We start from the raw sequence: 14,204 nt of genomic DNA, 5'->3' as shown, positions 1-14,204 counted from the left end.
TAGAGAATTTAGATGAATTTTTCACATGTAATAGTAAAAAAAATCAGAATTAAAAAACAGAATATAATTTTACAATGTTTTGTAAATGGTAGTAAATTTGTTGATGGAGATGTTTTATTAAAATTTGTATTAAATTTTTTCCTTTAATATTTTTATTTCATCCCTCAACTTTGCTGCAATTATAAAATCTAGTGCTTTTGCAGCTTCTTCCATTTGTTTTCTTTTTTCTTTTATGCGAGTTTCAATTTCTGATTTAGACAGGTAATTCAACTCATCTTCCGCTGCAATTCCAACAGTGGTGTCGTAATTGTAAGATGCGGCAGTATTTTGTCCAAGTGTATCTTCTATACTTTTTTTAATTTGAGTAGGTGTAATATTATTAGCGGTATTATATGCTACTTGTTTTATGCGCCTTCTTGCAGTTTCATCAATGGTTAATTGCATACTGTTGGTGATTTTATCGGCGTACATAATTGCTTTCCCTTCTACATTTCTGGCAGCTCTACCAATTGTTTGTGTTAAAGATCTATGTGACCGTAAGAAACCTTCTTTATCGGCATCTAAAATGGCAACCAAAGAAACTTCAGGTAAATCCAATCCTTCTCTTAACAAGTTTACACCAATCAATACATCAAATAAACCTTTTCTTAAATCTTGCATAATTTCAACACGCTCTAAAGTATCAACGTCAGAATGAATATAACGACAACGGATTTGGATTCGTGTTAAATATTTGGCTAATTCTTCAGCCATTCTTTTAGTTAAAGTAGTAACCAAGGTGCGTTCATCTTTTTCAACCCTTACTTGAATTTCTTCAATTAAATCATCAATTTGATTTATACTTGGTCGTACTTCAATTTCAGGATCAAGTAAACCTGTTGGACGAATAACTTGCTCGACAAAAATTCCCTCTGTTTTTTCCAATTCATAATCTGCAGGAGTTGCACTTACATAAACGATTTGATTCTGAATTTCTTCAAATTCTTCAAACTTCAAAGGTCTATTATCCATAGCCGCAGGTAATCGAAATCCATATTCAACCAAATTTTCCTTTCTACTTCTATCACCACCATACATTGCATGTACTTGAGGTACGGTAACATGGCTTTCATCAATTACCATTAAATAATCATCCGGAAAATAGTCTAATAAACAGAATGGTCTTGTTCCTGGATTTCTACCATCTAAATATCTAGAGTAGTTTTCTATACCACTACAATAACCCAATTCACGTATCATTTCTAAATCAAATTCTGTACGTTCTTTTAAGCGTTTGGCTTCTAAATGTTTTCCAATTTCTTTAAAATAATCTACCTGTTTTATTAAGTCTTCCTGAATTGCGTGAATTGCATTTTGCAAAACATCAGGGGAGGTTACAAATAGGTTTGCCGGGTAAATATTTAACTGTTCAAATTTTTCAACAACCTGATTGTTAGTTATGTCAAAACTTTCAATTTCTTCAATTTCATCACCAAAAAAGTGAATTCTATAGGCGTGTTCTCCATAGGAAGGATATACAGTTATTGTATCGCCTTTAACCTTAAATGTTCCACTACTAATTTCTGTTTCAGTTCTTGAATATAGGCTGTTAACCAATAATTTTAAAAATTTTGTACGAGGTATTTCCTGGTCCACTTCAATTGAAATGATATTCTTTTTAAATTCAACTGGATTTCCAATACCATAAATACAAGAAACAGAGGCAACTATAATAACATCTCTTCTTCCTGAAAGTAGGGTAGAAGAAGCACTTATACGAAGTTTTTCAATATCTTCATTTATAGATAAATCTTTTTCAATATAAGTTCCAGTGGTAGGTAGAAAAGCTTCTGGTTGGTAATAATCATAATAAGAAACAAAATACTCCACAGCATTGCTTGGAAAAAATTGTTTAAACTCTGAATATAATTGAGCGGCCAACGTTTTGTTGTGCGCTAAAACTAAGGTTGGTTTTTGAGTTTGGGCAATTAAATTAGCTACAGTAAATGTTTTACCTGAACCAGTAACACCTAAAAGTGTTTGGTATTTTTCATTGGTGTTTATCCCTTCTACAAGCTGTTTTATAGCTTCGGGTTGATCTCCAGTAGGCTTAAATTTTGATTCTAATTTAAATTGCATATTGCAAAAATAAGTTATTTAATATTCAATTTAATACTACTATAATTAAGAATTTTTGTTTAATGTAAAATAGTTACCTTCTTATTAAACTAAAGTGCCCTTTTTTAAATCGTCTATTTCCAAATTGGTCGGTTAATTCAACAGAATACCAATAATCGGAAGAAGGTAATTGTTTACCGTTTAATGTTCCATTCCATCCGGCATCATTTGGATTTAAGGTGATAATTAAGGTTCCAAACCTATCAAAAATATGAATATTTGAAGATGGGTAAAAACTGCTATTTACTCCTGGAATTCTCCAAAAATCATTAATTCCATCATTATTGGGAGTAAAATATTTAGGAAATCCTATAACTGAAACTTCCAATTGATCAAAACCACAACCAATTTTATCTTTAACGTATATGGTGTGAAATCCTGAAGATACATTTTCGAAAAATGGTTCATCTTGATATTCGCCATAAAAATCATCAATTGAATATTGATAGCTTCCTATTCCTAAATTATCGGTATTTATGGTAATACTGTTGTTTGATGAATCATCAATAATTTCGACGTTTTCATTATATAAAACAGGTGCATTCGATTCAACAACTTTAAATTTACTATACCCAATACAATAACTTGTATCATCATTTTTATTAAGGTTATTACTATATTTTCTTTGCACCTCAACACTATAATTACCTCCTTTTGTTGCTGCATAAATAGCGTTAGTTGCTCCATAAATTGGTTGGTTATTAAAATACCATTGATATTGGTCGTTTTCAAAATAAGTGCTTCCATCCAAATCCACATAATATTCATTAAGTGGATTGTCTTCAATTGTGCCAATGCAAAGAACTACATCTTCATCAACAAAATTAGGTAATGGGATTTTATTAACTACTAGGTTAAATTTTCCCGCCGAAATACAATTGTTATTATCCTTATTCGAAATTCTAACAAAAATTTCACTATTAGGATATTCTTTTACACCATCAATTTTATTTGTTTGAAGTTGAGTATCTAAAATATTTTCATAAAATTCTACAACTATATTATAATTAGAAAAGAGCTCCTCAATTTGTTCTCGTTTAATTTCTAAATTAAAACTACCTAAATTAGTAGGTTGGCTATATTTTGAATCGGAATTTAATTCATTTTCACAAGTATAGATAGCATCATAGGTGTCTAAACTTGTAGGATACACATTTAATTCCATTTTCCCAATTGAGGAACATTCACTTAAAGTATCTGTTATTTTTACTATAAAATTTTGATTTGTATAGGATGCATATTCCGATGGATTTTCAATTGGCATATCATTTTCAAAATCAATTATAGATTTATAAAATGTTACAATTAATTTGGGGTTGTTATTGGTTATTTCTGGAATTTTGGTTTCAAGATTAAAAAGTGTTATTCCATCTAAACTATTTGAATCGAAATCACACTGATCAAAAATTAGATTTTCTGGAACAATTGGGGGGTCATATACTTCAACCTCAAAATTTCCTTCATAAATAATTGATTTACCACATCTATCAACTAAACTAGCTTTAAGTTGGTATTTTCCAGCATTTGTCTTTTGAATATTTTTTAAATTAATACTTGCATTTGTGCTAAAAATAGAGTCATTTAATTTCCAACTATACACGGCGTTTCCTGGTAAGGTTTCGGTATTAAACGTGTAATCTGTTCCAGTACATAGTTTTATAGTTTGGTTGGTAACCACTTCATTGTCTCTTGAAGCGTTTAAAATTTCAATTTGGTAAAATATGGAGGCAATAAATGGGGGAAGACCTTGAGTGGATTTATTAGTTCCTAAATCAATTGCATTGTGTACGTAGTTGCAATTTAAACCATCATTTTCTGGAAACTCAATAACTCCTAAATAATTAGATCCTTTATTATATGTATGAGCCAAAGCTCTGTAAATTTTTTTATCGGGACCAAGTTGTAGAGCTCCTCTATATAGGTTTTGAGAATCTAAAATTACTCTCGAACTGTTAATAAGCGCAGTTGTTGGTTGTTTAAGATTAAATTGATATAAAGTTGAATAATGGTTTGCTGGGTTGTTCCATTCTGAAAAATCTTCACTATAATAATCATTACTAGCGTGCACATATAATTTTTCTCCACTACTAGAAAATTCTAAACCATAAGGGCTATGTGCAGGATATGATAAATTTAATTCTTGTGGATTGGTAACCAAACCAGTTTGGTTATTAAAATCATATAAAAATAGTTTTTGATCTTTCATATGTGCTATGGCAATCTTTTTCCCATTTGGAGAAATTTTTAAATAGCCTCGTTTATCCTGAGCATAATATCCTGTTTTTGTTGTAATTGGTCTAAAAGCAACTCCGTTTTTAGTTATTTTATATGCTTTAAATTCATCACCTACATATGAAATAACCCAAAATGTTTCACAATCTTTACCATTAATTGCTGCTACTTTTTCTGTCCATTCTAGTTCTCTACCTTCATTTAAATCAACAGGTCCTCTTACAACATCTCCAAAACCACCATCCTTTGTCATATCAATAGTGTAGTAATTAAAGCCAGGGTTTTCATTGGCAAATGATCCAACAGTAAAAATATAAAATTCAGTTGTGCTTGCTGGTTTTGGAATAATCATAGCCGATTGCGAGCTAGAAGAACCTCCTTTTAAAAAAGTTCCGTTAGGCATTGGATTATGATTTTTATTCCAAACAGTTGTACCATCTGAATAAAATAGTAAGTTTCCATTAGCATCAGAAAAAGAAGAACAACCTTCACGTGTTGTTAATTTACTACCTGAAATTGATAAAGGATTTCCGGAATTAAAATCTAATCCGGCATAATCTCCAAAATACCAAATATTTGCTTCTCCTTGTGAATAGGATTTTAAAAAGCAAAAAAATAGAATATAAAGGAGTATTTTTTTCATTTAATTTGATAAGGTTATTTAATTCAAAGATAGAATATCTTTATAAATAAGGGAAATGTGAAATTGAAGTGTTAAAAAAATTACCTCCTTATTAAGCTAAAATGACTTTTTTTAACTCTAATATTTCCTTTAATATCTATAAGTTCTGCAGAAAACCAATAATCGGATGAAGGTAATGGTTTTCCGTTAAGAGTTCCGTCCCAACCCTCTCCATTTGCATTTACTTGGTGAATAAATTTACCAAATCTGTCGAAAATGTAAATTTTAGCGTTGTTATAAAATTCGCCATTAACACCAATTATTTTCCAAGTATCATTATGCCCATCATTATTTGGAGTAAAAAATTTAGGATATCCAACTATTGGAACCGATACTGCTTTTATACCGCATTCATTTTTATCGCGAACATACACAGTATGAATTCCAGCTTTTACATTCTCAAAAAATGGTTCATCTTGATAGGAGTTGTTTTCATTATCTAGCGAAAATTCATAATCTCCAATACCAAGATTTTCGGTAGAGATAGATATTGTGTTATTATCAGAATCATCAACAATATCAATATCAAAAAGACTAAATTTTGCAACTGAAGATGGGTTTACAATTATTTCTTTAGTTCTTGAACAAAAAGAACCATCATTTTTGGTAAGTGTTATAAAGTATAATCCTGGCTCAAAAATATTAATTTCAAAATCGTTAGAGATTAATTCACCATTTTCATTATGCCAAGAATAATCGAATAAATTGGCGTTTGCACTATTTATTTCAGGGGATAATGTAATAAATTCTTGAGGTTTGGTAATACATAAAATTTGAGGAGAAGTAACTTCAAATTCGGGTAATTCATTTACAACTAAATTAAACGAGCTAGTTGCCGTACAAGTGCTGTTTATTGGATTTATTACTTCAACTGAAATTGTTTGAGTATGTGATGTAAAAGGATTTGGTAGAGGATTGGATAGTTCGTTTCCATTTTCATCATAGTAATGAATTTCCAAGCCTTCTTGAGTACCTAATAAAGTACTTTGAATAAAAGAAGTGTCAAAGTCGTAAATTCCGTCATTATTATCTTCTTTATCGCAAACAGGCACTAAATCTAAAGGGTGAATTTCTGGTAAATCATCAACAATAAAAGTAAGTTCAGTCTCATCATAACAAGGACCATTTAAGGTTTTAGTACTGTTATTGGCAACTTTAATTTTTATAGTCTGACTTTTCGTTAAAAAAGGATTTGGTAATGGGCTAGGTAATTTAGTGCCGTTTTCATCAAAATAGGAAACAGTTATATTGGTTTGCCCATTTCTAATTTGATCATCAATAGTTGCAACATTAAAAGGAAACAATCCATCGTGATCATCGTCACATTCTCTGTTAATTGTAACTGGAGTGGCTATAGGTAATTTTTCAACATTTAAGGTAACAACATGGTTTAAACCTAAACATGAATTTACTTCATCACTGTCAACTCTTACATAAATTTCTTGTTGCCAAGGTGTAGTATTTTCATAATTAGAAATATCAGGTATAGCGTTGATTTCTGAAAGCGCATCTTCTAAATTTCCATAAAATGAAATAGTTACCGATTGCAACGAAAATAACTGGTTACTAGCCTTAATAACTTGTTTAGCACTACTAAAATTAAAATGGGTTTTACCATCTTGATTGTTGGATGGCCCATCTTCGCATTCATAAAAATTTAATATTTCAAAATCTGGAGGTATTTGAGTAACACCTACTTTTAAAATTATTTTTGCAAAGCGTTCACAGCCATTAGTTGTTATTACTTTTACAAAAACTTCACTGTTTATTACAGACGGGTTTTTGTAAGCTATTGGATTGGTAATTGGGATAGTATGATTTTTATCAAAATAAAACTCAAAAGTTTCGTTTAAATAATCTTCAGAAATTAATTGGTTGGCTTCATTTAAATTAAAAATACTATAACCATCTGAAATCTCATCATCGTCACATTGATTTAGGTAAACTACAGATTCTTTTAAAACAGGTAACGGATTAACAATTACATCAAAATTTAAATGAGCGTTTACACAGCCTTTTATTTTATCATAAATACGAACATAAATTTTTTCAGAGTTTGGACTTAATTTGTTTTCAAAAGGGCTAGTTAGTGGGTTGTTTCCAGAAATAGCTTCATTTTCTGAAAGATGATAAGTAACTATATAATCGGCCGGATTTTGTGTGCCTAAAATTAAATTAGTTTGACTTTCTAAATCGAAATTTTGAACAATACCATTGGTGTCATTTCCATCATTTAAATTATCACATAATTCTAAATTTTCAACAGGATTGGCAATTGGTAAGGCATTTACTATAACTTCGAAAGTTGAATGCGGATTTACGCATCCTGTGGTTTTATTCAAAACTCGAACAAAAATAGTTTGATTATTTGGACTTAAACTATTAGAATGTGGACTTGATAATGGATTGTCTCCTGAAATAGCATCATTTTGAGATAGGTGATAAGTGACCTTAAAATTGGTGGCGTTTTGTGTTCCTAGTATTAAATTTGTTTGGCTCTCCAAATCAAAATTTTGAACAACTCCATTAGTGTCATCTCCATCATCTAAATCATCGCAACTTTCTAAATTTGAAACAGTTGTTGCAGTGGGAATAGCATTTACCACAACATTAAATGTTAGCTCATGATTTCTACAAAGTGTATTTTTATTTAAAATACTTACATAAATTGTTTGTGAATTTGCACTTAAGTTATTTTCAAAAGGACTTGTAATTGGATCATTTCCAGATTTTGCATCATCTTGATTTAAATGATAGGTTACAGAAAAATCCGATGCTGGTTGTGTGCCTAAAATTAAACTAGTTTGACTTTCTAAATTAAAACTTTGAACAATTCCGTTGGTATCATCTCCATCATCTAAATTATCGCATAATTCTAAATTCGATACAGTATTTGCAATTGGGTTTGGGGTAACTATGAGGGTTACTTCATCAGAAATTAATCCACAAGAATTACCTAATTTTTCTAACTGTACTCTAAATTTGTAATTATTAAACTCAATGGGTGTATTTTTTATAGTTAGAATTTTTGATTGAACTCCGGAATAATTAACGTCGTCAATTAAATTTTGCCAGTTTGTGCCATTATCAATACTTAATTGCCATTGATATGTATCAACGTTGTTTGTATTTATTTCAAATATAGAATCATAAAAAATACAGGTGGTTAAATTTGTAGGTTGGTCTGTAATTATTATTTCTGAAAATGTAGCATAATCGGAATTGGGTGTTGTATAGCCATCAGCAGCATTAGTAACAATTCCATTTTCATTTACAATTATGGTAGTATTTCCTAAAAAAGTATCATTATTATCGTCTGTAAATCCAGCTTCGATAACATCTGTACAGTCATCACCATCACTGTCTTTGTCTATATAACTAAATAGTAAGTCGTTATCAAAATCACCGAGATTATAACCAATTAAATTACTGTCTGGTGAACTTTCCGCATTATCATCCCAACCATTAATTCCTATTGTTGTGTTTATATTATCAATAATTCCATCTAAATTAGTGTCATTTAAATTACTATTAGATTCATAAAGATCGAATATTCCATCATTATCGCTGTCTAAATCGTAAAAATCGGGTATTCCGTCAATATCTGTATCAAGAGGAATGAAATTAATATCGAATATATTATCCAATCCATTTTCGTCAGTATCAATACCTGAAAATACTAAATTTTCTCCAGAATTCTCTATAATATCGGGTATTCCATCATTATCGCTATCTAAATCTAAGGCATCTTCTATACCATCACTATCATTATCATTTTTATAACAAGTAAGTGACAATAAACCATTAAAAGTTGAAGCTTTATTAATGTTATCTAAATGATGAATAAATGAAAAACCAGTAACATTGTTGGCTAAAAATTGAAAAGGAGTATTTCCTGAAGGAGAAGGGTTTACTATAAAATGTATTTCAGAGCCTGAAACTTTTGTAATACCAGATTCATAAATTCCATCAAAATTTGTGTCTACTAAAAGCCTATTATCTGGATCAATTAATGTAATATTTTTATTAGCAGGGGAAATTTTAGCAATAAAATGTTCTCCATCATTAATTGAATGTGTAATTGAAGTGTTTTCACTAAATTTAAAGTTAATTTCTTCGGAAAATGAAATAGAATAATCATTTATAGCTGTTGCTGAAGCTGGTATTTCGCTTTTAAAGTTTCCATTAGAAGAACCAATTAAACTAGAATTTGTTGTTGTATTATTGGTGAAATTAAAATTGCCGGTTGCAATATTTGAAATTATAGATCCATCGTTCAGAACAACTGAAGGTTTTAAAATATTAGATAAATTAAGTGTCCCATTTCCTTTAGATTCTGTACAATTTAAAATCCCGTCGTTGTCATTGTCAATATCAATATTATCAATAATACCATCTTCATCAATATCATCGGGACAATAACTTACAGGAACTTCAAAAGATTCAAGCGTTAAATTGGTGCAGCTTATATAACCAACTAACTTGTATTTCCCAGGATTAATAGGAACCAAAATACTTGTAGTATTTCCAGTGGTTTTAAAACCAGAACCATCATCAAAAAACCACTCCAGGGTGTCAAAGCTTTCAGAGTTTAAAGCTTCCAAGGTAATATTTGGAATGCAAATACCTAAGGTATTAAAAATAGCTTCAAAGTTTATTTCAGGTGCTGTTGGAAACCCAGAATAAAAACTTCCCGAAGTTGCTGCTCCATTGTAATTAAAGTACGAGCAATACAACTCTTGGTCACTTTCTACAGAAACATCACCAAATAAACCAGTAACTTTATAAGTTACATAATCAGATTTCCCATTAACATTACTTGGTCCAATAGAGGAGAAGTTAGACAGTGGTAAATTATTTATAGTAACTGCTGCTCCTTTTTTTGTAACAATGGTAACTCCACCGGTAAAAGAAGTTGTACCAATGTCTTCGATTGCAGCAATATTATCAACATTTCCTCTTGTTTCACAACTTAGTGGAGGTACAAAAAACATACCTTGATTTGCTTCTGAAGTAGTTGCGCCAACTCCTTGATAGGCAAAAACGGGATTAGATGTTTCTACATACATATTTCCAGAGGCATTATATTTATCACCTTCAATTACATAATATTCACCAGCATTTTTTGTAACTCCAATAGAGGTGCCATTTACGCTTATAGTGGTATTATCTTGGTGTGCAACTAGTAAAATATTCTCCCAATCATTACTTCCATCTCCTTTTACAAAAATATATTCTGATCCAATTTTATTATGTCCAACAATTTGATCAATACCATAATCTCTTCCATTTCCATTGCTAAAACTACCATTTGCCGAACCACAGTTTACAACAATATCTTTATCCGATTTTACCAAACAACCTATTAATCCATCTCTATTAACAGGAGTTGTAAAACTATTTGTAGCTAAAATATAACTTTCACCTTTATCTAAATTTATAGAAAAAGGAGTTGTTCCAGAATAATTTTTTATTACTAAACCAGCGGGTAGGTTACTAAATTCCACGTTTGTATTGTCATCAGTTGCCATTACTGATACAAAATTTAAATAATTGTCTTGTGGATTTTCATTGGTATAACTTCCAACTCTAAACTCTTTTCCTAAAGCAGAAAGTCCTTTGCTAACCAATGCTCCGGCTTGAGCTCCTCCACCAGCTGTCATTCTAACAGAAACATATATGGTTCCGGCAGCTTCAACAATATATCCTTTGTTGTTTGTAACCCTACTTGTTTGACTGGATTGTACAAATAATTGAGAATAACCGTTACCAATATAAATTTCTTCCGGATTTGATTTTGAAACATATCCTGTAATGGTGCTTGATGAACCAATGGGAGTTACTGTATAAGGTACGTCTGTTATACTAGGTGTTGAAATATATATGTATTGATTTTCAGGATTTGCATTTCCAAATTCAGCACTTGTTAAAGGAGGAATATAATGTGTTTTACTCAATTGAGCAAAACCCATGTAACTTAATAACACACAAAAAAAAGTGGTAAATAAAAGTTTAACTGACAGTCTATTCACGGTGGTCATTGATATTTGACCAAATTTACATGTAAAAGTTTAATATTATGAAAAAAAAAATTCTAAAAAGAGCAACATATGATTATAAATCGCGCTTTTTTAGCAATGCATAAGAGAAATATATAAACAATGCAGTCCAAATTAATGCAATTAGTAAATCTAATGGTTGAACCGAAAAATCTTTTGTTAAATTTTCTCCAACTTGTTTAGCTACAGTTTTAACTGCACTTAAGCGAGTAAAAGGTTCTTTAATTAAATTTGAAATTGATTCCATTGGAAGAAATTGCATAATACTATTTACACGTTCGCTTGTATTTTCTAGGTCTTTAAATTGCCAAAATAAAAAACCTTTAAACAAGCTTTCACCAAAAAACCAAATTAAAATACCTCCAACCGCAAAAGCTGATCGTTTTACTAGAATTCCCATAAAAAGTCCAAAGGAGAAAAATGCTGTTAGCTTTATAAAAAAAGCGAAAAGGTATATTAAATCTGTTGTTACTATTGAAAACTCAGTAAAATCGGAATAGCTATATCCTAAAATTATAGAAACCACAAAAACAAATAATGTAGAAATTAAGGCAAGTGCTAAAACAGTATAAAACTTAGATAACACAAACTCCTTTTTGCTTAAACCATCAATTAAATTTTGTTTTAGAGTTTTGTTGCTATACTCATTTGCCATCATAGAAACAATAACTAATAATAAGAAAAATTTAAAAATAGATGCCATATAGGTATTAAAATGCCATATGTATGGAAAATTAAAAATTCCCTGTTCTGCTAAATGAAACTTAACCGGGCCAATATCAAATTTAATGGCAGCAATTAAAGCAATGGAAGTTAACAATATAAAATAAATAAGAATTAAAATTCTACTGGCACTGTTATACTTTAACTTATGAATTTCTATGTTTAATAATCGTAACATTATGATTTGTTGTTGGTTAGCGTTAAAAATTGTTGTTCTAAACTAGGTTTTCGTTTTACTAAATGTGATAAAATAACTCCATTTTGAAATAAATAATTGTTAATTTCAGTTGCGGTAATTTCTTTGTTAAGGGTAGCAATAACAAAATTGTTTTCTTTTTTTGTTGAAGAAATTCCATCAAAATTAGAGAGCAATTCTAAAAGGTTATCTTCACTAGCATCCGTTTTTAATTCGAATAAACCATGTGAGGCTGTCATTTCATCAACACTTCCAGAGTATAATTTTACACCTTCTCTAATTACTACAACATGCGAACATACTTTTTCAACTTCATCCAATAAATGAGATGCTAATAAAATTGTAGTTCCGTTTGCGGCAATATTTTTTATAATTTGTCTAATTTCATGTATTCCTTGTGGATCTAAACCATTTGTGGGTTCGTCTAAAATTAAAATTTCAGGATCATTTAAAAGAGCGGAAGCAATTGCTAAACGTTGTTTCATACCTAAAGAATAGGTTCTAAATTTACTATTCCTTCTTTCAAATAAATTAACAACCTTAAGTTTTTCTTCAATTTTTACACTTGGTATTTCTTTTATTTTGCACACTAACTCAAGGTTTTGAGTTGCGGTCATATATGGATAAAAATTAGGGCGTTCAATAATAGCTCCCACTTTTTTTAATGCCTGATGTGTTGATAATTTGCCGTCGAACCAGCTAAATTCACCTGAAGTTTTATTAACTACATTTAGAATAATGCCTAGTGTTGTTGACTTTCCACTTCCGTTGGGTCCAAGTATTCCATAAACACTTCCTTTTTTAATATCAAAAGATAGGTTATTTACTGCGTGAATTGCTCCAAACCTTTTATTAAGATTTTTTAATGAGAGAATAGTTTCCAATATAAATTTGTTTAGTATAAAATTAAGACGACAAATATTAAAATTTGTTACGGCAATATACTAAATTTGACAAATTAGAAAAGATTTACGATGGAAGAACAGAAATTAATTTCAAAAAAAAAACCGGCATTTCCAATTAATCAAAAGTTATATGATTATTTAACAGAGTATAATAGAAATATTAAAATACCTGTTTTTTATGATGATTTATTGCGATTTGCAGGAGCAATTGTAGTTTACGATAAGAACGGTGACGATACCCTTTGGGTTCGCGTATATTATGCTGAGCACGAACGTGATGAAATTGATTTAAGTTTAAAGCGAATGTATTTAATTTTACATGGCGATGGTAGTGAAGACTCTATTCCTTTTTTAACCGTAGATGCAATTGACTATTGTACATTTGGAAATTCGAAACCATTTAGAATAAAAATTCGAAATATTTTAAACGATAACCACACTTATTTATACATTAAAAAGGCTGATGCATCGAGAGTTTACGGACTTGAGTTTGAACACATATTATCTCCAAATAATATTAACTTTTTGGTGTATAAAGATACTCTTATTGAAGAACATGTTTTAGGAATTCCAGGTGATCAATTTTTAGCAGAAAATTTAAGTACAGTTTCAGAAAGTGGTTTAAAACGACTTTCAAAAGAGTTTGTAAAGTTTAATGAACGTTGTATGATTCGTTTACTTGGCGATATGCGTGCTTATAATTATGTAATTGTTGCTTCTTACGATTTTGATCAGGTAGAGTATAGAATTAGAGCTATGGATTTTGATCAACAAAGTTTTGAAGGAAATTTAAGAGTTTATTTCCCTCAATATTTTAAAGAAAATTATCCTTTTGTAAAAATGGTTTCGGACAACTTAAGAAACGAGTCTGTTGAACAATATAAAAAAGAAGAACGTTCCGCAATTGCGCGTAGGTTAAGAGGGTCTCAAGAAAGAGTTAACGATTTATTAGATTGTATGGTAGATGATGAAATTTCAACTCCCGATAAAATAAAAGAACTTAAAAAGGATTTAATTAAATATACAAAGGATAAAAACTTTAAAGATTGCAAAACTATGGGGCAAATTTTAAAAGTAGCATTTGATTTTGTTAGAAGAAATTACGAAAACGTAAATACTTATATTATTAGATAAAAGTAGAAAGTTGCAGAGTTGGAGGTTTAAAAGCTATATTTTTCATAACGTATTTAGGAGTCTTACTTATTAAAAATTACACATTTTATAGCTAATCTTGGATTAGCAAAAGCAGA

6 protein-coding genes are annotated in these 14,204 nt (G+C 30.0%); 1 reads left to right on the top strand and 5 read right to left on the bottom strand.

Annotation, left to right across the window (positions count from 1 at the left end; all coding sequences use genetic code 11):
• Window positions 1–129: 129 nt before the first annotated feature.
• From uvrB to Q0776_RS15380, 5 genes are all read right to left on the bottom strand, one after another.
• Entirely contained in the window at window positions 130–2,118 is a 1,989-nt protein-coding gene (uvrB, locus tag Q0776_RS15400) for an excinuclease ABC subunit UvrB (protein ID WP_298370178.1), read from the bottom strand.
• 73 nt (window positions 2,119–2,191) lie between these two features.
• Complete coding sequence (locus tag Q0776_RS15395; RefSeq protein ID WP_298370175.1) at window positions 2,192–5,032, bottom strand: T9SS type B sorting domain-containing protein; 2,841 nt, start codon at window positions 5,030–5,032, stop codon at window positions 2,192–2,194.
• Window positions 5,033–5,112: 80 nt separating this feature from the next.
• The gene (locus tag Q0776_RS15390; protein ID WP_298370172.1) at window positions 5,113–11,028 is read right to left on the bottom strand and encodes a T9SS type B sorting domain-containing protein; all 5,916 of its coding nucleotides are present in this window, start codon (window positions 11,026–11,028) and stop codon (window positions 5,113–5,115) included.
• A gap of 157 nt (window positions 11,029–11,185) precedes the next feature.
• Window positions 11,186–12,031, bottom strand: coding sequence for an ABC transporter permease subunit (locus Q0776_RS15385; protein ID WP_298370170.1), 846 nt, complete (start codon window positions 12,029–12,031; stop codon window positions 11,186–11,188).
• Window positions 12,031–12,933, bottom strand: a complete 903-nt coding sequence (locus tag Q0776_RS15380; protein WP_298370168.1) for an ATP-binding cassette domain-containing protein — start codon at window positions 12,931–12,933, stop codon at window positions 12,031–12,033. The genes Q0776_RS15385 and Q0776_RS15380 overlap by 1 nt, the downstream gene beginning before the upstream one ends.
• A gap of 90 nt (window positions 12,934–13,023) precedes the next feature.
• Between Q0776_RS15380 and Q0776_RS15375 the strand changes: the two genes are divergently transcribed.
• Window positions 13,024–14,088 carry a hypothetical protein gene (locus Q0776_RS15375; protein WP_298370166.1) on the top strand — a complete coding sequence of 355 codons (1,065 nt, stop codon included), beginning with the start codon at window positions 13,024–13,026 and terminating at the stop codon, window positions 14,086–14,088.
• The last annotated feature ends 116 nt before the right edge of the window (window positions 14,089–14,204 follow it).

This window comes from uncultured Lutibacter sp. (genome assembly GCF_947495725.1).
Taxonomy (GTDB): Bacteria; Bacteroidota; Bacteroidia; order Flavobacteriales; family Flavobacteriaceae; genus Lutibacter.
This window is presented reverse-complemented; position numbering and strand designations above follow the sequence as displayed.

What these genes read in the sequence shown, in the direction of transcription:
- uvrB (WP_298370178.1), bottom strand. Translation starts at nt 2,118, where the DNA reads ATGCAATTTAAATTAGAATCAAAATTTAAGCCTACTGGAGATCAACCC.
- Q0776_RS15395 (WP_298370175.1), bottom strand. Translation starts at nt 5,032, where the DNA reads ATGAAAAAAATACTCCTTTATATTCTATTTTTTTGCTTTTTAAAATCC.
- Q0776_RS15385 (WP_298370170.1), bottom strand. Translation starts at nt 12,031, where the DNA reads ATGTTACGATTATTAAACATAGAAATTCATAAGTTAAAGTATAACAGT.
- Q0776_RS15375 (WP_298370166.1), top strand. Translation starts at nt 13,024, where the DNA reads ATGGAAGAACAGAAATTAATTTCAAAAAAAAAACCGGCATTTCCAATT.